The 22,754-nt window shown below is 59.2% G+C and carries 16 protein-coding genes; 6 read left to right on the top strand and 10 right to left on the bottom strand.

The features are described 5' to 3' along the window. The first annotated feature begins 184 nt into the window (after positions 1 to 184). On the top strand, positions 185 to 4,081 hold the full coding sequence (locus H8B14_RS03800) for a metallophosphoesterase family protein (RefSeq protein WP_187314249.1): 3,897 nt from the start codon (positions 185 to 187) through the stop codon (positions 4,079 to 4,081). 95 nt (positions 4,082 to 4,176) lie between these two features. Next, positions 4,177 to 5,283 (top strand): DUF6268 family outer membrane beta-barrel protein, encoded by a 1,107-nt coding sequence (locus tag H8B14_RS03795; protein WP_187314248.1) that lies wholly within the window; start codon positions 4,177 to 4,179, stop codon positions 5,281 to 5,283. Positions 5,284 to 5,416: 133 nt separating this feature from the next. Here H8B14_RS03795 and H8B14_RS03790 read toward each other — a convergent pair whose 3' ends face one another. Beyond that, positions 5,417 to 5,623 carry a hypothetical protein gene (locus H8B14_RS03790; protein WP_187314247.1) on the bottom strand — a complete coding sequence of 69 codons (207 nt, stop codon included), beginning with the start codon at positions 5,621 to 5,623 and terminating at the stop codon, positions 5,417 to 5,419. A gap of 489 nt (positions 5,624 to 6,112) precedes the next feature. On the opposite strand from H8B14_RS03790, the gene H8B14_RS03785 reads away from it, so the two are divergent. After that, positions 6,113 to 6,544: a hypothetical protein gene (locus H8B14_RS03785; protein ID WP_187314246.1), complete on the top strand. Its 432-nt coding sequence runs from the start codon at positions 6,113 to 6,115 to the stop codon at positions 6,542 to 6,544. 96 nt (positions 6,545 to 6,640) lie between these two features. Here the strand turns inward: H8B14_RS03785 and H8B14_RS03780 are convergent, their stop codons facing one another. The 7 genes from H8B14_RS03780 to H8B14_RS03750 all read right to left on the bottom strand — a co-directional run bounded on the left by H8B14_RS03780 (position 6,641) and on the right by H8B14_RS03750 (position 15,877). Beyond that, positions 6,641 to 6,973, bottom strand: coding sequence for an ASCH/PUA domain-containing protein (locus H8B14_RS03780; protein ID WP_187314245.1), 333 nt, complete (start codon positions 6,971 to 6,973; stop codon positions 6,641 to 6,643). A gap of 255 nt (positions 6,974 to 7,228) precedes the next feature. After that, on the bottom strand, positions 7,229 to 9,349 hold the full coding sequence (gene ppk1, locus H8B14_RS03775; protein ID WP_187314244.1) for a polyphosphate kinase 1: 2,121 nt from the start codon (positions 9,347 to 9,349) through the stop codon (positions 7,229 to 7,231). Positions 9,350 to 9,470: 121 nt separating this feature from the next. Then, positions 9,471 to 9,968 carry a SixA phosphatase family protein gene (locus tag H8B14_RS03770; RefSeq protein WP_187314243.1) on the bottom strand — a complete coding sequence of 166 codons (498 nt, stop codon included), beginning with the start codon at positions 9,966 to 9,968 and terminating at the stop codon, positions 9,471 to 9,473. Positions 9,969 to 10,187: 219 nt separating this feature from the next. Continuing rightward, entirely contained in the window at positions 10,188 to 11,900 is a 1,713-nt protein-coding gene (locus H8B14_RS03765) for a GEVED domain-containing protein (protein WP_187314242.1), read from the bottom strand. Positions 11,901 to 12,234: 334 nt separating this feature from the next. Further along, a complete protein-coding gene (locus H8B14_RS21285) occupies positions 12,235 to 13,497 on the bottom strand; it encodes a M43 family zinc metalloprotease (protein WP_187314241.1) in 1,263 nt (420 codons plus the stop codon). Positions 13,498 to 13,730: 233 nt separating this feature from the next. Further along, positions 13,731 to 15,059 (bottom strand): GTPase HflX, encoded by a 1,329-nt coding sequence (gene hflX, locus H8B14_RS03755; RefSeq protein ID WP_187314240.1) that lies wholly within the window; start codon positions 15,057 to 15,059, stop codon positions 13,731 to 13,733. A 59-nt stretch (positions 15,060 to 15,118) separates the two neighbouring features. Continuing rightward, a complete protein-coding gene (locus H8B14_RS03750) occupies positions 15,119 to 15,877 on the bottom strand; it encodes a c-type cytochrome (RefSeq protein WP_187314239.1) in 759 nt (252 codons plus the stop codon). A 211-nt stretch (positions 15,878 to 16,088) separates the two neighbouring features. On the opposite strand from H8B14_RS03750, the gene H8B14_RS03745 reads away from it, so the two are divergent. Further along, positions 16,089 to 17,240, top strand: coding sequence for a glycosyltransferase family 4 protein (locus H8B14_RS03745; protein ID WP_187314238.1), 1,152 nt, complete (start codon positions 16,089 to 16,091; stop codon positions 17,238 to 17,240). A gap of 45 nt (positions 17,241 to 17,285) precedes the next feature. Next, complete coding sequence (rfbC, locus tag H8B14_RS03740) at positions 17,286 to 17,828, top strand: dTDP-4-dehydrorhamnose 3,5-epimerase (protein WP_187314237.1); 543 nt, start codon at positions 17,286 to 17,288, stop codon at positions 17,826 to 17,828. Between the two features lie 149 nt (positions 17,829 to 17,977). Here the strand turns inward: rfbC and H8B14_RS03735 are convergent, their stop codons facing one another. Further along, positions 17,978 to 19,282, bottom strand: a complete 1,305-nt coding sequence (locus H8B14_RS03735; protein ID WP_187314236.1) for a UDP-N-acetylmuramoyl-tripeptide--D-alanyl-D-alanine ligase — start codon at positions 19,280 to 19,282, stop codon at positions 17,978 to 17,980. Positions 19,283 to 19,339: 57 nt separating this feature from the next. Between H8B14_RS03735 and H8B14_RS03730 the strand changes: the two genes are divergently transcribed. Next, positions 19,340 to 21,637, top strand: coding sequence for a T9SS type A sorting domain-containing protein (locus tag H8B14_RS03730; RefSeq protein ID WP_187314235.1), 2,298 nt, complete (start codon positions 19,340 to 19,342; stop codon positions 21,635 to 21,637). A gap of 170 nt (positions 21,638 to 21,807) precedes the next feature. On the opposite strand, the gene H8B14_RS03725 is transcribed toward H8B14_RS03730, so the two are convergent. Beyond that, positions 21,808 to 22,617 (bottom strand): amidohydrolase, encoded by an 810-nt coding sequence (locus H8B14_RS03725; protein ID WP_187314234.1) that lies wholly within the window; start codon positions 22,615 to 22,617, stop codon positions 21,808 to 21,810. Between the last annotated feature and the right edge of the window lie 137 nt (positions 22,618 to 22,754).

The following is a 22,754-nucleotide window of genomic DNA, read 5'->3' as shown; positions in this document are numbered from 1 at the left end:
GGGGTTTTTGGAAGGAGGCTCAACCGTACACCAAGAGTTTTCGTACGGCAGGCACCCGGCCACCTAAACTGACCGGACTGCAGCAGCCGTTTGGGTAAGTTACTCGTATTTCCGCTAACTACCAGCGGCGCGCTACAGCTCCCGGCCGCAACCCGCCCCCGCTCTTTTTCTCTACTGGCTCTTTATGAAGCATTTTTTAATTTCCTGTGGCTTACTGCTGGCTGCGTGTAGTGCTCCGGCCTGGGCACAAAAACCAGATCAAAGCCCGCACCCTACTCGCCCCAACTACAACCACGGCAGTGAAAAGTGGGAAGCCAGCACGCCGCCCGACAGCGCCAAAATCAAATACTCTGTATTTCTGATTGGTGACGTGGGCAAGCCCATTGCGGCCGATAAGGGCGGAGAACCTTCGCTGAACTACCTGCGCAAACAGATTATGGCGGCGGGCCCTAAAAGCACGGCCATCTACCTCGGCGACAATATCTACGAGTATGGCATGCCCGAAGAAGGCGCCTACGACCGCAAAGAATCAGAACGCCGGATTGTAGACCAGCTGAATGTGCTGCGTGGCTACCAGGGCGAGAAATACATGATTCCGGGAAACCACGACTGGAAGCAAGGCCGCGCGGGCGCTGTAGACCAGGTAAACCGCCAGCAGCGGTTTGTAGAGGACTTTATGACCAACGACTCGGCGGCGTTTTCCTATACCGGCGACTTCTTCATCCCGCGCAACGCTTGCCCGGGTCCGTTTGAGGTGCGCCTGCAAGACAATGTGGTGCTGATTGCCATCAACTCGCAGTGGTTTTTGCAGGGCGAGTCTGAGCGCCCCTACGGTTCTAATAGCGGCTGCGGTGTAGCCAACGAAACCGACTTTTTCACCCAGCTTGAAGATATTATCACGCAGAATAAGGACAAGAACATCATGGTGATTGCGCACCATCCACTCTTGTCTGATGGCATCCATGGAGGATTCTTCACCCTGGGCGACCATCTGTTTCCGCTGAGCATCGTCTACAAGTACGCGTTTCTGCCAATGCCCATCATTGGGTCGGTGTATCCGTTTGCGCGCAAATACGGCGGCATCTCGCAGGACATTCCGCACCCGCTCTACCAGGCGTATAAGAAAGGGTTGGAGGATATTTTCGCCAAGCACCCCAACATCGTCTACGCAGCCGGGCACGAGCACAACCTGCAGTACTTCAAGGCCAGCACGTATCACCACATTGTGAGCGGCTCGGGCTGCAAAACCCAGCACGTGCGCGCCGGTCGCGACGCCGATGCCAACTTCTCGGACAAGGAGAAAGGCTTTGCGCGTGTCAACTACTACGAAGATGGCCAGGCCTGGGTGGAGTTCTGGATTCCGGAAGGAGCCGGCGAAACCGGCCGCCTGGTGTTCCGTACGCCGCTGTATGCGCAGCCTATGGTAGCTGAAAATGGCCCAGCTGCCGCCCCCGCCGCCCCACGCCCCGACTTCCGCGACTCTACCGTGACGGTGGCAGTAAACCCGCGCTACGCCGACCGCAGCAGCTTCCATAAGTTTCTGTTCGGGGAGCATTACCGCCAGGAGTGGGCCACGCCCGTAACCTTCCCGGTGCTGGATCTGGCCACCGAGAAAGGCGGCCTGACACCCTACAAAATCGGTGGGGGCAAGCAGACGGCCTCGCTGAAAGTACGCAACGAGGAAGGCCGCCTGTTCACGATTCGCAGCCTCAACAAAGACCCTTCGGCAGTGCTGCCGGAGGCGTTGCGCTCCGGCGCGGCCGCCGATATTCTGCAGGACCAGATTTCGGCGCAGCACCCGTATTCGTCGTTGCCTGTGCCGCCGCTGGCCTCGGCCGCGGGCATCCTGCACACCAACCCCGAGCTGCGCTTTATTCCGCAAGACCCACTGCTGGGCCAGTACCTGGAGCAGTTTGCCAATAAGCCCGGCGCTATCGAGGAAGATGCCAACGAAAACCAGGACAACGTAGCCTCGCTCGGCAACGCCAAAAATCTGGTGGGCACCGACAAAGTGTTTGAGCGCATCACCGACGACAACGACAACCGCGTCAACGAAAAGGCCTTTGCCCGTTCGCGCCTCTTTGATATGTGGATCGGCGACTGGGACCGGCACGAAGACCAGTGGCGCTGGGCCGAGAAAAAAGACAAAGACGGCGACCGGAAGTTTACGGCCGTGCCCGAAGACCGGGACGTGGCTTTCTTCAAGGGCGACGGCCTGTTTCCGTACCTAGCCTCGCGCAAGTGGGCCATCCGCAACTTCCAGAACTTCGGCAAAGACTACGATGACTGGAAAGGCCTCAACCTGACCGCCCTCAGCAACGACCGGGTGTACTTGGCCTCCGTGAGCCGTGAGCAGTGGGTGAAGGAAGCCGAAGAAATGAAAGCGGCCCTCACTGACGAGGTAATCGAGAAGGCCTTCCGGGAGCGGTGGCCCAAGCAGATTTACGATTTGCACGCCCAGGAAATCATCGGCAAGCTGAAAAGCCGCCGCGACCTGCTGCCCGAAGTGGCCGCCGACTATTACACCATGCTCAACAAGGTGGCTGAAGTGAAAGGCTCCAAGAAGCGGGAGAAGTTTGTGGTGGAGCGCCTCCCCGACGACAAAACCCGCGTGACGGTGCAGAAGATCAACAAGGAAGGTGAACTGACCAAGACGCTGTTCGACCGCACCTTTGAGAACGACGTCACCAAGGAGCTGCGCCTCTACGGCTTCGAAGGCGAGGATATCTACGACGTGAAGGGCGATGTGCAGAGCGGCCCCCGCTTGCGCATCATTGCTGGCACCGATAAGGACTCCATTACGGACCGGTCCAATGTGGCAGGCTTCCGCCGCTACACCCACATCTACGACGCCGACAGTGGCAACGTAATAACTCCGGGCCGCGACACGCGCCTGCGCACCGAGCCCGGCATCGACGTGAGCCGCTACGATGTACACAACCGTTCCAACCGCAAAGACTACACGCTCAACTACTTCGGCCCAACGCTGTATTTCGGCTACAACATCGACGACCGGCTGTTCTTTGGGGGCGGGGCCGTGTACCGCACCTATGGCTTCCGCAAAGAGCCCTATGCCACCGAGCAAAGCCTGGCCGCCAACTACTCGCCTTCGCAGCAAGCTTACAACGTGCGCTACCTTGGGCATTTCGTGGATGTGGTAGGCAAGTATGACTTGCGCGTGAATGCTCAGGTGTATGGCCCGCAGCTGCTTTACAACTACTTTGGCGAAGGCAACGACTCACGCAATATCCTGGACCGCAACGGCGCCGGCCGCACGCGCAACCGCGAAATCAACGAAACATACCGAGTGCGATTCTCGCGCTTCTACATTAGCCCCATGCTGGAGCGCGACGTATTCAGCTTCATGAAGTTCGGTGTGGGCCCGCAGTACGACCAGTTTCGGGTGAGCCGCTTGCCCATCGGCAGCGAAATTGCTCGCGGCCTTGATGAAAACAACAACGGCTTCCAGGATGCCGGCTTGGGTATCCGTAGCTCCGACTTCCAGATGAACCGCTACCTCGGTGGCCGCGCCTACCTCAACATCGACGCGGCTTCGTCGCCGAAGAACCCGCGCATTGGCCTGCGCTGGTACAACGCCATCGAGTACAACTACCAGCTTAATGCCGAGCAGCTCAAGTACGGCCGCGCCAGCTCGGAATTCCGGTTCTACCTCTCGCCCAACTTTCCGTTCCAGCTGACCTGGGCGGGCCGCATCGGGGGCTCGCGCAACTTCGGCGACTACCGCTTCTACCAGGCCAACACGCTGGGCGGCACTTCCAACCTGCGCGGCTACCGCCGCACCCGTTATGCCGGCCGCAGCTCCGTATTCGCCAACGCTGAGGTGCGCATACAGCTCTTCGAGTTCAACGCCTACCTCGTGCCCGGCAAGTTCGGTATCCTGGGCCTCACCGATGCTGCCCGCGTGTATTCACCGTACGATGTGAAAACCGGTTTGAAGGCCTTCCACACGGCATTTGGTGGTGGAGTTTGGGTGGATGTGCTCAAGCAGGCCGTCATTAATGCCACCTATTCCGTAGGGGAAGAAAACCTGGTGTTTGTGGGCTTCGACTTTCTGTTCTAGCAGCATATGCCAGTGCTTTCGGCCTCGCTGAAAGCTCTGCCAGCTGTTGACACTACCTGCTCCCTACGCCTGCCCACACGCTATTACTTTTTATAATGCTTTCATCCATCCGCCGCACGTTGCCGCTACTCGCGTTGCTGGGTGCCGTTCCGGCCCTGGCCCAGCAGACGCCTCCTGTATCGCCGACACCGGTATTTCCGCGCCCGGCCCCCGGCCCTGGCGACACCACTGCCACCGGCGACGTGCGCCGACAGGAGTTTGCCACGCCTTCGGTGGTGGGCATGGGCCCCAGTAAGGGCCTGATTTTCCATTATGAGCGGATGCCCACGTTCGGGGTGACATCCAACGCGCAGGTGGTAGGCCTCAGCGACTTTTCGGCGGATGCCAAGAAAAACGCCCGGCTGGTGATTAAGGGCTATATCCCGATGCTCAACCACCCTCACCTCAAGCTGATTATGGGCGTGAACTACGAGCGGGAAGAATTTCAGTTTCGCAGCACGCCTACCCGCTACGAGCTATACGACAACATCGAAAACAAAGCCCTTAAAACCCTGGGTGCCCAACTGGCCGTTATCCGGCCCGTGAACGAGGTAAACTGGTACATTTTCCGGGTAAAGGGCGAGCTGAGCGGCGACTATACCTCGTCGGCGCTGAGTGTGAGCGACTACCTGCGGGTGTCGTCGGAGTTTCTGTACGGCTGGAAGCGCAGCCCCACTTTCTCCTGGGGCGTAGGTCTGCAGCTGGGCTACACGTTTGGGCGGCAGAGCGTATACCCGGCCGTACTCTACAACCGCACTTTCAACAGCCGCTGGGGTGTAGAGGCCTTGTTTCCGGCCCGCATTACAGCGCGCTACAATGCTTCGCCTAAGTCGTTGTTCTTTGCCGGCTACTCCGTCGATGGCTTCAACTACATTGTGAAGCTGAACAACCCGCTGGTGCGCCAAAGCCAGCCCGACAAGCAGCCGCTGCGCACACTGGAGCTACGCGAAACAGAAGTGAAATTCCGGGGCCGCTGGGAGCGGGAAATCTATGATTTTATCTGGTTTGGGGCCGAAGCCGGCTACCGCTACAACTACGCTTTCGACGCTTTCGACCGTACCAATGCCGACCGGGAAAAAATCATCGACAGCAAATTCGCCGGCGCGCCCTACGCTTCGCTGGAGCTGTTCATTGTGCCCCCACGCAAGCTCCTGAAGAAGTAGCTTATCGGCTAAACGAATATACTGAGGCCCCAACCTACTGCCAGTCTGGTAGCAGGTTGGGGCCTCGGTATATTCGTGAAAGAGACACCGGCACACAGCTGGTAGTGGCGTAGGGCTCGTCCGGCAGCAATGGTCAATCTTCTTCTGTCAGCCAGAGCATGGCCTCGCCTTCATCCACGAAAAGACGCATCCGGTAGGGGCGTGCGGGGTCGAGGCCATACACCAACCCGGCCTGCAGCGGGCCCGACTCGTCGTAGCGGCTCATGCGGGCCGGCGACGCCAACGCGGCAACACGCAGTGGCACTGGCAGCAAGCTGGCTGCCCGCGGAAAAAAAATCATTAGTTGTCCAGTGCACCAGCCCCAGCGGTACGTCGTCGCGGCGCCGGACGTCCAGCAGCCACTTGCCTGCGGGCTGCTGCCGGGCTTCGCGCAGCACTTCCTCGAAATCGTTCTGCAGCGTGGGCAGCGGTGCATCAGAAAGCCAGCGGGCTACCGTAAGGTGCAAGTCGGGGCGGTGCAGAATCTGGCAGGTGGGAGTTGACATGCCAACAAGATAGTAAAATGGCGTCCTCCAGTCCAACCCATTTTGGCATCTAAAATGCCCACCGCGGCCTGTCAGCCAGCCTAAGGCTAGTGCGCCAGCGGCCAATTGGTAGCCACGCCTTCGTCGTTGAAAAATGCCACGTCGTAGCCCCGGTCTAGGTTCATGGCAGCCTGTAGGCAGGCGCCAACTGGCTCCGCCGAGTTGCCAGATTGATTGCCTGGCCCAGCAACCCTGCATCAGGCATCTTGCGTTAATGGACTTCTCCCTTCTAATCTCCCTGTATTATGCGTATTTCTAAGCATCTCGACCAGGTTGACGGCAGCAGCTGCACGCTTGACTATGACGAAGCCGACGGTTGGTTGCGGGCTACTTGGTTAGGCTACATCGATCCGCACGAAGCCTACAATGGGGCAGCCCGCTTCCTGGATGCCATGCAGCAACTGCACTGCCCGTATCTGCTCAACGACAACAGCCAGCTTTCCGGCCCCTGGTTTGATTCGATGGAGTGGCTGCGCAGTGTGTGGGCTCCGCAGGCCGTGCGGCTGGGCTTGCGCTACATTGCCCACGTGGTGCAGCCGCACGACCTCCTGGACGAAGCGGCTACGCTGGCCGACACTGCCTTTGGCCCTCAGCTAACCCTTCAGCTTTTTGATACAGTGGAATCGGCGGAAGAATGGCTGCGCTCCGTGCATAGCAGCTCGGAACAGCTGACCTGAATTCACGCCGCTGCAAAACAACACCGCCCGCTGCTGTCGGGCAGAGGGCGGTGTAAAGAAGACTTTGCCAACGAAAGCGGCATCCAGGCTGTTATTTTACCAGAGGCGCGTGTCGCTCACGCCGGCTGGCAAGGGCGGATGCTCGGCAAGGCCCAGCACGCACCAGCCATTTTCCAGGCCGAAAGCGCCACCCTGCAGCAGGTAGCTGATCCAGCGCTCGGTACTTCGGCCACTGTATTGTTCGCTTTCGGGCTCGTACTCGCGCAGCAGCACCGCATCCCCGATCTGGTAGTCCCGGTCATTGAAGCGCACATCGAAGGCCTTGCGGCCATCGAGGACGGCAGCGAAGCACGCGGGCCAAACTTTCAGCTCGTGGAAGGTAGGTGTAAGAGCCGTGGCAAAACGGGTGGCGGAGGAAGAATACAACATGATGTGGAAGTGCTAAGGTGAAACAGAAACCGTTCTGGCAAGCTGCCGAAGGGTGGCTATCAGGGCATTTTACCTGATGCGTGCGGCGTTGGTTGCCGCGGGCCCGCCGGCCGGCACAGGGCAGCGGGCAGCACAAAGGTACTGTTCCTGTGTTACTTCCGTGTGAAGGTTGTGTTTAGCAGGTGCTATGATAAAGCAAAAGAACGTCATGCAGAGGCGCCGCCTCCGCATGACGTTCTTCCAATCAAATGCCAGTTACACGGTTTTGCGGCGGCGGCTGTTCTTCTTCAGCCAGGCATACGTGTCGAACTGAGCGCGCACTACGGCAGCGTTGGCGGCCACCTCAGTGGTGGGCCCCACGAAGTTGTTCTGCCAGTCGCGCGACTTCACGCTGTCTTGGCGCTGCAAGTCCAGCATATGGCGCACCTCAGTCCGCAATTTGGCATCCAGAATGGGGAAAGCCACTTCTACCCGGCGGTCGAGGTTGCGGGCCATCCAGTCGGAGGAGGCCACATACAGCTTCTCGTCGCCGCCGTTGCCGAACACGTAAAGGCGGGCGTGCTCCAGATAACGGTCCACAATACCGCGCTGGGTGATGTTCTCACTCTGGCCCACGCGGCCCGGAATCAAACACGAAATACCGCGGATCAGGAGCTCCACCCGCACACCGGCTGTGCTGGCTTCGTAGAGCTTCAGAATCATGCGTTCGTCCTGCAGGGCATTCAGCTTCAGAATGATGTAGGCGTCCTCGCCGTTGCGAGCCCGCGCTATTTCGGCATCAATCAGGGCGTTCAGCTTCTCGCGCAGTTCAAACGGAGCCACCAGCAGGTGCTCGAACTGCCCGGTTTTGTCGAGGCGGTCGTTGAAGTAGCGGAACACCTCGCCCACCTCGCTGGTCAGGCGCGGGTCGCTGGTGAACAGGCCGTGGTCGGCGTAGATGTTGCTGGTTACTTCATTGAAGTTGCCGGTACTCAGGTAGGCGTAGAGGCGGTTCTGGCCTTCCTCGGCCCGCGTAATAAGCAGCAGCTTGCTGTGCACTTTCAACTCCGGAATGCCATAGATGACGTTGGCGCCGGCTTTCTGAAGCTTCTCGGCCCAGTACATATTGCTTTCCTCGTCGAACCGGGCCTTCAGCTCTACCACCACCGTCACTTGCTTGCCGTTTTTCACGGCTTTCAACAGCGCCTTGGCCACTTCGCTCTTGCTGGACACGCGGTAGAGCGTGATGCTGATGCCACTCACCTGCGGATCGAGGGCGGCCTCCGTAAGCAGGCGCGTCACGTAATCAAACGACTGGTAGGGTAGGTTCAGCAGGTGGTCACGCTCGGCAATGGCGGGCAGCATCTTGCCGGTGCGCGGCAGCGTGGGGTGCGGCAGCGGCGGGTGCGGCTCATACACAAGGTGCGAAAGGCCCAGGTCGGGGAAGCCGAAGAAGTCGCGGAAGTTGTGGTAGCGGCTGCCTTCCACCAGCTCTTCCTTGCTGATGCCGGTTTTGTGCATCATGGCCTTCAGCACGGCCTTGGGCATGGCCGGGTCGTAGAGCAGGCGGGCAGGGTAGCCGGTTTCACGCTTCTGCAGGCTGCTCTTGATCTTGAGCATCAGGTTGCCCGATACTTCTTCCTGGATGTCGAGTTCGGCGTCGCGCGAGAGTTTTACGGCGTGTACCTGCACCTTCCCAAACTTAGGGAACAGCGTGTGCGCGCAGCACCGAATCACGTCGTCAAGGAACATTACATACCGCTCGGCGCCCTGTGCAGGCAGCTGCACAAAACGGCCGCCGTGGCGCTTGGCGGGCAGCTCCATCACCATCATGCGCTCGTCGGCGTCGTGTTTTTTCTTTTTGCTGCCGGCTTCAGGCTCGGTAAGGTGAAAGGTGAGGTATACCGTTTGGTCTTTCAGAAACAGGTGGTGCAGGTTTTCGTCGAGAATCACCGGCGAAAGCAAATCCTGCACATTCTGCTCGAAATACTGCTGCACCCACTGCTGCTGCTCCTCGCTCAGGTCGTGCTCTGATACCAGATGGATGTGCTGCTCACGCAGGGCGGGCAGCAGCCCGGTGCGGAACGTTTCGCCGAACTCCTGCTGCTGGCGGCCCACTTCTTCCAGTAGGTTTTTAAGCTGCTCAGCCGGGTCTTCGCCCAGCTTGGCACGGGTCTTTTTCTTGAGCTTCACAAGGCGCCGCAAAGTAGCTACCCGCACCTTGAAATACTCATCGAGGTTGGAGCTGAAAATGGCCATGAACTTGAGGCGTTCCAGGAGCGGCACCTGCGGGTTCTGGGCTTCCTGCAGCACACGCCGGTTGAAGGCCAGCCAGCTCAGTTCCCGGTTCAATAGTTCCGGTTTCGCCGTTGCCGGCTTCTTTTCAATCTTTTCCATGAGTAGGAGATGGTAGCCTGTTGTCCAAAGCGGAGCCAAAGACTTCTTGGCAGGAGTAGTAGGATTGCCGTACAGGTAAGAGGCTGTGGCCTTGGCAGCACACAACGGCCAAGACTAGCAGTTACTCGTTGTTGCGCGGGCAGTCGAAAAAGTAAAACTCGGCGTTCTGCGTGTCGGCGTCAGCCCAGCGCTCCACCTGAAAGTGCAGGCACACGATGGCCGAAGTGGGCATTTCCTCGCTCAGGGGGCTGGGTGAAAGCAAGTTGGCCAGCTCCGTAATACCGGGGTTGTGGCCTACCAGCAGTACGCTCTGTGCCGCATCCGGCGACTCCCGGATTACCCGGAGCAGCGTCATGGGGTCGGCGTGGTAGATGTCGGGGCGCACCACAATTTTCTCGTGCTGATACTCAACTTCTTTGGCCACCAGTGCCGCCGTAGTAAGGGAGCGTACAGCCGTGGACGCCAGCAGCAGGTCGAGTTTGATGTTGCGCTCTGCCAGCGCCTGGCCCATACGCGGGGCATCAGTGCGGCCCCGCTCGTTGAGGGGGCGTTGCTCGTCGGAAAGGTCGTCGAAGCTCCAGCTGGATTTAGCGTGGCGCATCAGGTACAGGATTTTCATAGGGCAGAAGGAGCGAGATGGGAAAGTCGCAGACCAGAGCAGGCCTCTTTACTGTGGTGCTTGAAAAAAGTTACTGTGCAGTCGGACCCGATGATCGGCCACCTGTGCAAGATAGCACCCGCCAATCGGCTGGTCACTAAAAAAGAAAGCCCGCCAATCCGGCGGACTTTCTGAAAAAGCACCCAGCCCCCAACGGTGGCCGGTGAAAAGTTGCTTGCGCTATTCCTTCACGAAGCGCTGGTGCGACACCTGCTGGCCATCGGTGATGGTGAGCATGTAGACGCCCTTGCTCAGGCCCGATACGTCGAGCTGACCTTCGGTGCTGTAGGTAGCCTGGCGCTGCTCGGCACCGCGCACGTCGTACACTTTCACGCGCACGGCGCTCAGGTCGCGGTCGGCGGGCAGGGCAATGTTTAGCACGCTGGTAGCTGGGTTCGGATATACGCTGTACTCAGTGGAAGCCAGACGGGCCGAAGTGCGGGCTGTACCACCCGAGATGGTTACGGTGTAGTCTTCGGTTTCGCCGTAGCTGTAGCTGTTGCAGCTGGTAGTAGCCGAAGCGTCGCTCATCACTACGCGCATGCGGGTGCTGCCGGTTTTGGCCGTGGTTGGTACCGTGAACGTGCTGGAGCGGGTAGTGGTAGCGGTACTGCCAGCGGCATTCACTACCAGTTCGCCAGCATCCGTGAACAAACCGTTTTGGTTGTAGTCGATATACACCTTGAAGTACTCGGTGTAGGCCGTGCCAGCGAAACCAGCGCTGTAGCTGATGGTCTGCGACGAGCCAGCCGCCAGCGTGGTGCTCAGGGCAGTGCCATTGTAATAACCGCCATCGGCGCCCGAAGTGCGGGTGATGGTGCCCAGCTTCACGTAGTCGATAAACTCGTAGGCTACGCTGTTGCCTTTGCTGGCGCAGTACGTAACGGTGGTAGGAGGAGGCGTGGTGCCGCCGCCCGGGGCCGTACCGCCCAGCGAGGTGAGCAGCGAAGCCCGGCTGCCACCGGTGCCGAACAAGGCGCTCATACGGGTGCTCTGGCCCGTGGAGAACATGTACATGCAGGCATCATTGGTGTAGTCCATGTAGTTCATGAACATGTCGCCGTTGGTGGTGTTGCCGCAGGTGCGGCGCGGGAACGTGGGGCAGCCCGAGTTGTCGGCCTGCTGGGTAGGCGTGTCGCTCACGAGGTCATTGCCGCAGTTGGCATCCCCCCAGATGTGGCGCAGATTCAGATAGTGGCCCACTTCGTGCGTGGCCGTCCGGCCCAAGTCGAAAGGAGCTGAGAGGTAGCCGGTACGCCCGAAATAGTTCGGCCCGATTACCACACCGTCGGTGCTGGCTGCGCCGCCCGGAAACTGCGCGTAGCCCAGAATACCGCCGCCGATGTTGCACACCCAAATGTTCATGTATTGGCCAGCAGGCCAGGCGTTGAGGCCGCCCGTGCTGGTGCTCTTCATGGCGTCGGCGGTGCCCCAGGAGGTCTTGGTGCTCGACTTACGCTCGATGCCTGTGGTGGCGTTGCCGTTCGGGTCGCGCTTGGCCAGCACAAACTGCAGGCCGGCGTCGGCGGCAAGGCCGGCAAAAGCGGCCGGCGTCTTGCTTACATCCGAATTCGTTTTGCGAAAGTCTTCGTTGAGGACGGCAATCTGCGAGGCAATCTGCGCGTCGGAGATATTCTCATTGGCGTTGCTGTAAAGCACGTGCACGACCACCGGAATGGTGCCGAGCAGGGCTGCTCCGCGCTGAGACAAAGGGTTGGCCTCTAGCTGCCGGGTTGCATTCTCAATATTCTGCATGCGCTGGGCCATGCCAGGGTCAGCAGCCATCTGGCGTTCCAGCACTTCCATCGAGGCGCACTGCCGCTGGGCCACTGCTTCCGTGCTGAAGCTCAGCCCAAGGGCCGCCAACAGGACTGCGTAAAGATTTTTCTTCATAAGAAAATGAGTTTGGTTGTGGAAAAGGGAACGGTTTGGCTAACTTATTAAAAATATGTCAAAATACTAAGGCGTTTGTCGGATGAATTTCAAATAATAAGTGAAAAAGCCTCTGTGGTGTTAATCAAGTCAGTTGCAGCACTGGGTCGGTAAAACCAAACAAGCGTTTGTTTTTGTACTATCAGCATGTTGCTGTTGCACACTGCAATAGCGGGTGGCCTAAATAGGAAAAGCCCACCATAAGGTGGGCTTTTCGTGCTGGTGAGCAAATGGAAATCAGAAGGGCTATACTACCGGGGCGCTGCAACACCTAGCGGAAGCAGCGCTAAGTACGCTATTCTTTCTCAAAACGCTGACGAATCGTTTGGTTGCCATCCGTGAGGACTGCCTGATACAAACCCTGCGGCAACCCAGCTACCCCAATGTGGCCTTGGTTGTCGTAGCTCACTTGCTTCATTTCGTAGCCGCGCAGGTCGTATACCTTCACGCTCCAGCTGCCAAACTGCTCGGCTGGTACCGATACGTTCAGTGTCTGGGTGGCGGGGTTCGGGAACAGAGACACCTTGCTCTGAGCTTCTGCCGTGCTAGCCGACTGGCGCAGCGCGGTGCCGCCCAGCGACGTGGCAAGCGAAGCCCGGGCTCCACCGGCCGCGAACAAGGCATTCATGCGCGTGCTCTGGCCCGTGGAGAACATGTACATGCAGGCGTCGTCGGTGTAGTCCATGTAGTTCATGCTCATGTCGCCTTGGTTGGAGCAGGTCACCTTCGGGAAGCTGGGGCAGCCGTAGTTGGCTCCTTGCTGGGTAGGCGTGTCGCTCACGAGGTCGTTGCCACAGCTGGCATCTCCCCAGATGTGGCGCAGGTTCAGCCAGTGGCCTACTTCGTGCGTGGCCGTGCGGCCTTTATCGTAAGGGCGGGAAGTGCCGCCGGGCAGCGACGAATACAGCACTACTACGCCGTCGGTGCTGGCCGCACCGCCCGGAAACTGCGCATAGCCGAGCAGGCCCTGGCCCAGGTTGCACACCCAAAAGTTGAGGTAAGAGCTGGCCGGCCAGGCATCAGAGCCGCCGCGCTTGGAATTCTTCACCGCGTCGTTGCTGCTCCAGGAAATGGTTTTGGTGAGCTTGCGTATGATGCCTGTGGTAGGGTTGCCATTTGGGTCACGCTTGGCCAGCACAAACTGAATGTTGGTGTTGGCTGCCAGTCCGGCGTAGGCAGCTGGCACGAGGCTAGCATCGGCGTTCATCTTTGCAAAATCCTGATTCAGTACATCAATCTGGGCTTGCACCTGCGCCGTTGATACGTTCTCGGCAGCTGTTTTGTACACCACGTGTACCACTACCGGAATCGTGACCACACCTGCAGTGGCACGGCTGAACACTGGCGAAACCTCGAAGGCCCGAGTCTGAGCTTCTACGTTGGCCATGCGCTGAGCCAGGCTTGGGTCGGCTTTCATTTGAGCAGCCAATACTTCCATGGCAGCACACGAGCGGCCGGCTGGTGCCAGATCCAGGTTGCCTTGACGGAAATCCTGTGCGAAAGCAGCCGAAGTAAGACCCAGAAATGCAAGGGCAAGAGAGTAAACGTTTTTCTTCATGTTAACTGATTTTACTGGTGGTGTGATGGGGATTATGCCCAATTTATTGATAAATCCTCAATAAAAGTGCAGGACCCGTTACGAAATCATAAAATATAAGTTGTGCACGGCAGCTCATTTTACTTGCTGAGTGAGCAGAAGAGCAGCCTGGCAACGGTCTAATATGGCGGCACCAGAACACAAAAAAGCCCCGGCAAATACGCCAGGGCTTATATTTTACCGCTCAGATATGATTATTCTTCTACGCTGAAGCCGGGGATGAAATTGGGGTAGCGCTCCATGTGAATTTTGCTGATGTGCCGCGTGATGAGGGCACGCAACTCATCGATATTTTCGCGCTCCTGCGCCGAAATAAAAATCACCGGGTCGTGGAGCTTAGCCATGTAAGTGTCCTGGAGTTGGGCCAGCGAGGGGCGCACAGGCAGGTCCTCGTCGAGGTTCATGCCCTCAAAGTCGGGCACGGCATCGGCGGGGGCGTCGGCGCGGTACTGGTCAATCTTGTTGAAGACGAGCAGCATGGGCTTGTCGGCGGCCTCAATGTCCTTGAGCGTGGCATTCACCACTTCCATCTGCTCCTCAAAGGTGGGGTGCGAGATGTCCACGACGTGAATCAGTAAATCGGCTTCCCGGATTTCGTCGAGGGTGCTCTTAAAGCTCTCAATCAGGCGGGTGGGCAACTTGCGGATGAACCCTACGGTATCAGACAGCAAAAATGGCACATTGTCGAACACAATTTTGCGCACCGTAGAGTCGACGGTGGCAAACAGCTTGTTTTCGGCAAACACGTCGGAGCGGCTCAGCAGGTTCATGATGGTGCTTTTGCCCACGTTGGTGTAGCCCACCAGCGCTGCCCGCACCACGCCGCCGCGGCTCTTGCGCTGGGTGTGGCTCTGCTTGTCGAGGTCCTTAAGCTTTTCTTTCAGGAAGTCGATCCGCTCCCGCACCACGCGGCGGTCGGTTTCGATTTCGGTTTCGCCCGGGCCCCGCTGGCTTACGCCACCACCGCGTTGCTTGTCTAAGTGAGTCCAGAGGCCGGTGAGGCGGGGCAGCAGGTACTGGTACTGCGCCAGTTCCACCTGCGTGCGTGCCGTGGCCGACTTAGCCCGCCGCGCAAAAATGTCGATGATCAGCAGGGAGCGGTCCACGATTTTTACCTTCAGCTCGGCCTCCAGGTTGCGCAGCTGCGAGGGCGAAAGGTCGTCGTCGAAGATGACGACGTTGGTGTTGCTGTGCTGCACGTAGGCCTTGATTTCCTCGAGCTTGCCTTCGCCCACAAACGTGCGGATATCGGGCTTGTCGAGGCGCTGTACAAAGCGGCGCGTGACCGTCACGCCGGCCGTTTCGGCCAGAAATGCTAGTTCATCCAAGTATTCCTGGGTGCGGGCGTCGGCCTGGCGCTTATCGGGCACGGCTACCAGCACGGCGGTTTCTTCCTCCGTGGCGGTTTCGTAGGTGGCTTCTTTGTTGCCTTTAGCCAGGATGCGGCCGGCGCGTCCCTTGGCGCTGTCGATGGCGCCGGGATGGCGGGTGCTGTTTTGGCGGCGTTTAGCTTCTTTGGCCATATCAGAGGTGGGTAGGAGGGGGGCAGGTAAATGAAAAAGCAGGCAACGGCGCGGGAGGTCTACCGCAGCGTGAGCGAATAGGCTACCACTTGCTGAATCTGCTCGTCGGTGAGCTGGCCCTGGAAGGCCGGCATTTTGCCGAGCCCGTTGGTAACCAGGTACACGCGGCCCGCGGTGTTAAGGTTGCTTTTGGTGAGGTCGTGGGCGCCGTTGAGGCCCCGCTGGCCATCGGGCCCGTGGCATACTACGCAGTTCTTTGTAAACAAGACCTGTCCGGCGGCCAGTTCCGGACTGGAAGTGGCCGCAGAAGCCTCGGTGGTGGCACTGGCAATGGTAGCTGCGTCGGCGTCGGAAAGGCCAGCCGGAGCATCTTCTACAGGGGCGTCGGCGTCGGGAGTAGCGGTGGTTTCGGGTAGGCCAGCGGCGGTGGGCGGCAATATGGCGGTGGAGCGGCGCAGGGTCAGGCTGCCGGTTTCGGCCATACCATACACATACAGGAAGCCAGCCAGTGCCAGCGCCACACCTGCTTTATGCTGGCGGCGCATGGCTGCAATACCCAGCGGCAGTAGCAGCAGCACCAGCGCCAGCTTGGTCCAGAGCCAACCCGGTGCCGCGCCCGGATACTGGGCCAGCAGTGTGCCACCCGACACCAGTATCAGCAGCCCCAGCATCGAATCGACGATGCGGGTGCGGGCCCGTAGCTGGCGCAGCGCATCATGCTTATTGAAAAACAGCAGGCCGGCTTTCAGCGCAAAAAACAACAGGAACACAAGCACCACCACAAGGTGCAAGCGCAGCAGCAACGAGAAGACAGGCATTGGGGAGAGTGACAGATGGCGAAGTAAAAGACGAACAGGCCCAGCACTACGACTGGCTGCAACGGCGCCAGCCGCAACTTTGGCGCCGTTGCAAAGGTACGGGGGCGGGCGAGTCGGGCAGAAACTTCCGGCAGCTGCGGCTGGCCTGCTTTGCTGCCGTACCTTTGCCGGCCCGCCCGGTCTGTTTGCTTTTCACCTGTCACTTCGAAGAATGCGCGTTGCCCTGGTCATCAATACAAGCTGGAACATCTGGAACTTCCGCCGCAGCCTGGTAAAGGCCCTGCAGGACGCCGGGCACGAGGTGCTGGCCATTGCCCCGCCCGATGCCTATTCCGAGCGCCTCGAAACCGAGTTGGGCTGCCGCTACGTGCCCATCCTGATGGAGAACAAAGGAACCAACCCCGTAAAGGATGCCCAGCTCACGCGCCGCTTCTACACCATTTATAAGCGCGAAAAGCCGGATGTAGTGCTGCACTACACCATCAAGCCTAATATCTACGGCACGCTGGCCGCCAAACTGGCCGGCATCCCGAGCGTGAACAACGTAAGCGGGCTGGGCACGGTGTTCATCGTGAAAAACCTGGTGAGCCAAGTGGCGCTGGGCCTCTACCGCTTTGCGTTCAAGTTTCCGCGCAAGGTGTTTTTCCAGAACGACGACGACCGGCAGCTGTTCCTGCAGCACCAGCTGGTGCGCCCCGCCATTACCGACCTGCTACCCGGCTCCGGCGTGGCCACCGACAAGTTCCAGCCCGCTGCCACGTTCCAGCGCAACACGCCGTTCGTGTTTCTGATGATTGCGCGCGTGCTCTATGAGAAAGGCGTGGAGGAATATTTCGAGGCGGCCCGACTGGTGCGCGAGGCCGTGCCCGGCACGCGGGTGCAGCTGCTGGGTGGCGTAGACGAAAGCGGTGGCGTGGGCGTGAAGCGGGTGGTGTTTGAGCAGTGGCTGCAGGCCGGCCACGTCGAGTACCTGGGCACCTCCGATAACGTGGCCGCCCAGATACAGGGAGCCGACTGCGTGGTGCTGCCCAGCTACCGCGAAGGCACGCCCAAAACCCTGCTCGAAGCCGCCGCCATGGCCAAACCCATTGTTACGACCGACGTGCCTGGCTGCCGCGAAACCGTGGTGGACGGCCAGAACGGCCTGCTCTGCGAGGTGCGCAACGCCGCCGACCTGGCCGCCAAAATGCTGCAGATTCTGCGCCTGCCCGCCGCCGAACTAGAGCAGATGGGCCGCGCCGGCCGCCAGCTCGCCGAAACCAAATTTGATGAGCGAATTGTGCTCGACAAATACCTGCGCGAAGTAGCGGCCGTGGCAAACCAGAAAGGATATAACGATTCAGGGGCCGCAAAATCTGCCTAACTTGCGCCCTAAAACCTGCCCCGTTATCAGATTAAGCGTAGTTATATGGAGTTTAAGTACTTTGACATTCCCGGAGTAGTGGAAATTCTGCCGCGCGTATTCGGGGATATACGGGGCGCATTCTTTGAGTCATTCAGTGAGCGGAGGCTGGCTGAAGCCGGCATTAGTGGCCAATGGGTGCAAGACAATCAGTCGCGCTCCGACCGGGGCGTGGTGCGGGGCCTGCACTTCCAGAAGCCTCCTTTTGCCCAGGGCAAGCTGGTGCGGGTAGCTGCCGGCCGCGCCCTCGATGTGGTAGTGGACATCCGCCGCGACTCGCCCACCTATGGCCAGCATTTGTCGGTAGAGCTGGACTCGCAGCGTTTCAATATGCTGTATGTGCCAGTTGGGTTTGCGCATGGCTTTACGGCTCTCGAAGACAATACACTGTTTCTCTACAAGTGCACCAATTACTACGCGCCGGAGTCGGAGGGTGGGTTGCTCTGGAACGACCCCGCGCTGGGCATCGACTGGGGCGTGCAGAACCCTACTATCTCTGCCAAAGACCAGGTGCTGCCCACATTAGCTGAGTTTCAGAGCCCTTTCTAGAATGCGGATTTGAAGGATTGGTCGGACTTAAGTGAAGACTAAACGCTTGAAGACAAAAAAGGCTTGCCAAACGGCAAGCCTCTTTTGTTTGCACACACAATCAGCGCAACGGAGTGGCTGGTACACGAACTGTCGCTAAAATCTGCGATTCAGACCAAATTCAACAAACTCTCCAGGCCCATGCCGCGGGAACCCTTAATAAGTATCTGACGGCCCTGCAAAGACTGCTGTTGCAGCCAGGCAGCAGCTTCGGGCTTGGAAGCAAAGTACCGGAACGACGGATCGACGGCGGCGGCCCGGGCCATATCGGGGCCGATAAGCACAACGGTTCCCAAAGGCAGTTCGGCCAGCAAATGGCCCAACACCTGGTGTTCACCTGGGCTTTCGTCGCCTAACTCAAACATATCCCCCAGGATAGCCACTTTGGCGGCATTCGAGACGCCAGGCCGGGTGGCAAAGCTGCGCAGGGCGGCAGCCATGCTGCTCGGATTGGCATTGTAGGCATCCAGCACCACCTCGTTGCGGCCGGTTTGCACCATTTGCGAGCGGTTGTTGGCAGGAGCATAGGCGGCCAGCGCGGTAGCCACTTCCTGTGTGGAAACTTCAAAATATGCTCCGACTGCGGCAGCAGCGGCCAGATTCGGGAAGTTGTAGTCGCCGGTGATATGGGCCTCGGCTACGGTTCCGTCGGCGAGCCGGAGTACCACCTGTGGGGCTGCACTAAGCATAGTGGCCGGATAAGTGTCTGCAGGGCCAGGATACGTAACGTGCTGCGGTACGAGGTCGGTGAGGCCGGCCAGGCGGTGGTCGAGCGTGTTGATGAAAGCCGTGCCCCCCACTGAGGCCAGAAACCGAAACAATTCCGTTTTGCCCTTCAGAATACCATCCTGCCCACCAAAGCCTTCCAAGTGAGCCTTGCCAATATTAGTGATGAGGCCATGCGTGGGTTCCGCCAACTGGCAAAGCAGCTCAATTTCACCCTGATGGTTGGCGCCCATTTCCACAATGGCCAGCTCATGCTCGCCGCTGCGGATGCTGAGCAGCGTAAGCGGCACGCCGATGTGGTTGTTGAGGTTGCCGCGCGTGTACTGCACGCTGTAGCGGGTGCTCAGCACGGCGTGCACCAGCTCCTTGGTGGTGGTTTTGCCGTTTGAGCCCGTGATGGCCAGCACCGGAATAATAAGCTGGCGGCGGTGGTGGCGCGCCAATGCCTGCAGCGCCAATAGCGGGTCGGGGGCATAAGTGTAGTGTTCGGGGTCCTGCTCAGCCAGGGTGGCGTCGTCCGTGACGGCATGGCGGGCACCCTGCGCTATGGCACCGGGCGCAAAGCCGGCACCGCGGAAGCTGGGGCCATTCAGGGCGAAAAACAATGTTCCGTTCTGCGGCTGCCGCGAGTCGGTGCTGACGGCAGTGCAGGCGCGAAACCGGTCGTAGAGCGCCTCAATATCTTGCATGGGGTTTGTGGTAACTTGGAGCTTACTTTTCGTGTCTTACAAGAAAAACGTATTTCTATGTTCCGACGGTTTATTCTCGCTGCTTTCACCCTAACGGGCTTTGCCTGGGCTGGTTCAGTTAGCCGGGCAATTGCGCAAAATACGGCTTTTGGCTTTGAGTTTCGAGAGGTAGCAAAGGTAGTGCAGGGCCCCGACACGCTGCGCAACGCCTGGGCCGGAGGACTCGATTCGCCTCAGTTTTCAAGTATCGACCTCGATGCGGATGGCCAGCAGGACCTGTTTGCATTTGATCGGCGCACCCGTCGGGTGCTTACCTACCGCAGCGCTGCCGCGCCCGGTGGCACCCGCCGCTGGCAGCACGCGCCCGAACTGGCCACGCTGTTTCCGGCCGGCCTGCGCAACTGGGCCTTGCTGCGCGACTACGACTGCGACGGCCGCCCCGACCTGTTCACAGCCGCCGAAAACGGCGCCGATATCCGCGTGTTCCGCAACGTGGCCGGCGCTGCCGGGCTGCCGGCTTTTCAGCTGATTACGTCCCAGGTTCGGGCCACACTGCCCGGGAGCAGTAGCACTGTTAATATCAACGTCGGGACGAACATGCCCGCCATTACCGACCTGGATGGCGACGGCCGCCTCGACATTCTAGTGGCCAGCTGGGAGAATTTTCGCACCATTTATCAGTATCAGAATACGGCCACCGACGCCTGTGGGGGGCTGGCATTCGGGCAGGCTTCCGATGCCTGGGGAAATATTCGCAACTGCCTGAGTGAGTGTGGCTCTTATGTATTCAGCGCTACGCCGGTGCTATGCCGTGAGGCCCGGCCGCAGCACTCATCCAGCAGCAGCTTTACAGTGCTCGACCTCGACGGCGACGGTGACCAGGATGCCCTGATGGGGCGCGACTACTGCCCGGAACTGGTAGCAACCCTGAATGAAGGCACGCCCCAACTGGCCCGCATGACCACGGCCAATGCCAATTTTCCCACGGCGGCAACGGCCATCCGGATTCCATTTTTCCCGGCTGGCTATGCAGTGGATGTGACCTTCGACGGCCGCCCCGACTTGTTGGCGGCTCCCAATCTTTTCGATAATCTCGACAGTGTGGATACGCGCCGCACGGTGTTGCTGTATGAAAACGCCGGCACTGGCCCAGCCTACAACCTACAGCCGCGTTCGGCCGGTTTTCTGCAGCAGGACATGCTGGAAGTCAGCTCGCAGGCAGCCCCCGCTTTTCTGGATGTAGATGCTGATGGCCGGCTGGACTTGCTGGTGGCTGGTGTGAAACGCCTGACGCCGACGAGCCCGCTGGTAGCTTCGGTGGCGCACTACCGCAACACCGGCACCACCGCCCGGCCTGTGTATCAGCTCATCACCGAAGATTATCTGAACTTGTCGGCGCGCAAATTCGGGGCATTACGGCCGACAGTGGCCGACCTCAACCGCGACGGCCGGCCTGATCTGGTGTGTGCAGGCTATGCGGCCGTTGGGCGGCGGGCATTTTTGGGCTACTACCCCAACCGTGCCCTCGCCGGGCAGCCTGCCAGCTTCGATACCAACGACCTACGCCTGATCAGCGGCCTGCCCAATGCCCTCGACGATAACGCCTGCTTCTTTGATGTAGACAACGACGGTTTCCTCGACCTGCTCTACGCTACCAACTCCACGCGCGCCGATATGCCCGGCCAGGCGCTGCGCTACTACCGCCACAACGGCAGCAACACACCCGAAACAGCTTTTGTGCTGGCAAATGCCGATTACGGCCAGATTCGTACGGCTGCTGGTGCGCGCCCCATCAACCTTTCGCCGGTAGTAGCCGACTTCGATGGCGATGGTACGCCCGATCTGCTGACAGCTGATGCCAGCGGCCAGGTGCGGCTGTTTGCTAATCTGCGGAGTCAGTCCAACACTTTTCTCGACCGGTCCAGCCTGTTCTACAACGCCACCCAGGGCCGTTACGATGATGGCTACCTTGGCGCGCACACTCCCAACCATTTTGCCCTGGCTACCGCCGACGTAAATGCCGACGGCAGCCCCGAACTATTTATCGGGATGGAGGCCGGGGGCGTGCTGGCAGCCGCCACCCGCAACCGGGTGCTGAGCGCCCGGACTGCCGCGGCGCAGGCTCTGCCACTACGCGTGTATCCTAACCCGGCTACGGCGTCCACTGTTGTTGAAACCACTTACGCGGCCCGCCTCACGCTGCTCGACCTTACGGGCCGTGTGGTACGCGCTATGGTCATGCCCAGCCGCCGCCATCAGCTGGATTTGCGCGGATTGGCCGCTGGTGTGTATGTGGTGCGCTGTGAGACGCCTGCTGGCCAAGCGGGCGTGCAACGGCTGGTGGTAACTGAATAGATGAGTTGTCATCACAGGTTTGGCGAAGCAAGCTGGCCTGGCTGCAAACTTATGCTCTTCTCTTATAGGCACGAAGCCTGCTTCAATTGGATACGCAGAATGTCATTCGTTTTTGCAGCCAGCACCGAGCAGCTATGCTGTTATTGCGCCCAGCCTTTTCAGAAGACAATTCAGCGCCGAATTATTTCGGCTGACGGTTGCAGCAACTCAAAAGGGTCTGCGTCCTGCAGAGCCGGAAAACGCTCCCGGAAAGCTTGCAGATCAGCGCGGCGCAGTGTGCGGGTAATACCGGTTTCCTGGTTGCCGACTTCTACCAAATACTCGCCACGCATATCCAGCAAGGCCGAGTCGCCGGCGTAGGCCAGGCTATTGCCGTCGATGCCCACGCAGTTCACACCCATGGTGTAAGCCAGGTTTTCCATAGCACGGGCCCGTAGCAGCGTCATCCAGGCTGTACGGCGGGCAGCGGGCCAATTAGCCACATATAGCAGCAGGTCGTAGGGTTCGTGCATCGGGTTGCGGCTCCAGACCGGAAAGCGCAGATCGTAGCATACCAACGGACAGATGCGCCAGCCGCGCCACTCTTCAATCAGGCGCTCGTTGCCGGCCGAATACACGGTGTGCTCGCCAGCCATCGAAAACAAGTGCCGTTTATTGTAGTAGCTGAGGGTGCCGTCGGGCCGCACCCACAGCAGGCGGTTGTAGTAGTGGCTTGCCTCGTCGCGGACAATAATACTGCCCGTAATAATGGCGTTGCGAGCTGCAGCCACCTGGCGCATCCAAGCCACGGTAGGGCCATCCATACTCTCTGCCAGATGTTCGGCGTCCATGCTGAAGCCTGTTGTAAACATCTCCGGTAGCACTATCAGGTCAGTGGATACCGATATTTCATCGATATGGCGTTGAAGCTCTTTCCAGTTTGCTGCCGGGTCATGCCATTGCAAAGAGGTCTGGATAAAAGAAACGGTCAGATCGGCCATGAGAAACGGTGCAATAAAGGTGTAGTAGGAAGCAGTACGGCAGGCCAGATATCAGGTGTGGTTTTGCATATATAACACCAAACACATAATATGAAATATATAGTAAATACTTTGCTTTATCTAATATATCCTTGCAT

The organism is Hymenobacter puniceus (assembly GCF_014333525.1).
Classification (GTDB): Bacteria; Bacteroidota; Bacteroidia; order Cytophagales; family Hymenobacteraceae; genus Hymenobacter.
The sequence above is the reverse complement of the archived record's forward strand: the minus strand, read 5'-3'. Positions and strand labels throughout refer to the sequence as shown.

Bases quoted from the DNA above. Each gene is read 5' to 3' on its own strand.
- hflX (WP_187314240.1), bottom strand. From the start codon at position 15,059: ATGGCCAAAGAAGCTAAACGCCGCCAAAACAGCACCCGCCATCCCGGC.
- H8B14_RS21285 (WP_187314241.1), bottom strand. From the start codon at position 13,497: ATGAAGAAAAACGTTTACTCTCTTGCCCTTGCATTTCTGGGTCTTACT.
- H8B14_RS03750 (WP_187314239.1), bottom strand. From the start codon at position 15,877: ATGCCTGTCTTCTCGTTGCTGCTGCGCTTGCACCTTGTGGTGGTGCTT.
- H8B14_RS03725 (WP_187314234.1), bottom strand. From the start codon at position 22,617: ATGGCCGATCTGACCGTTTCTTTTATCCAGACCTCTTTGCAATGGCAT.
- H8B14_RS03800 (WP_187314249.1), top strand. From the start codon at position 185: ATGAAGCATTTTTTAATTTCCTGTGGCTTACTGCTGGCTGCGTGTAGT.
- H8B14_RS03780 (WP_187314245.1), bottom strand. From the start codon at position 6,973: ATGTTGTATTCTTCCTCCGCCACCCGTTTTGCCACGGCTCTTACACCT.
- H8B14_RS03735 (WP_187314236.1), bottom strand. From the start codon at position 19,282: ATGCAAGATATTGAGGCGCTCTACGACCGGTTTCGCGCCTGCACTGCC.
- H8B14_RS03745 (WP_187314238.1), top strand. From the start codon at position 16,089: ATGCGCGTTGCCCTGGTCATCAATACAAGCTGGAACATCTGGAACTTC.
- H8B14_RS03795 (WP_187314248.1), top strand. From the start codon at position 4,177: ATGCTTTCATCCATCCGCCGCACGTTGCCGCTACTCGCGTTGCTGGGT.
- H8B14_RS03785 (WP_187314246.1), top strand. From the start codon at position 6,113: ATGCGTATTTCTAAGCATCTCGACCAGGTTGACGGCAGCAGCTGCACG.
- ppk1 (WP_187314244.1), bottom strand. From the start codon at position 9,349: ATGGAAAAGATTGAAAAGAAGCCGGCAACGGCGAAACCGGAACTATTG.
- H8B14_RS03770 (WP_187314243.1), bottom strand. From the start codon at position 9,968: ATGAAAATCCTGTACCTGATGCGCCACGCTAAATCCAGCTGGAGCTTC.
- H8B14_RS03765 (WP_187314242.1), bottom strand. From the start codon at position 11,900: ATGAAGAAAAATCTTTACGCAGTCCTGTTGGCGGCCCTTGGGCTGAGC.
- H8B14_RS03790 (WP_187314247.1), bottom strand. From the start codon at position 5,623: ATGATTTTTTTTCCGCGGGCAGCCAGCTTGCTGCCAGTGCCACTGCGT.
- rfbC (WP_187314237.1), top strand. From the start codon at position 17,286: ATGGAGTTTAAGTACTTTGACATTCCCGGAGTAGTGGAAATTCTGCCG.
- H8B14_RS03730 (WP_187314235.1), top strand. From the start codon at position 19,340: ATGTTCCGACGGTTTATTCTCGCTGCTTTCACCCTAACGGGCTTTGCC.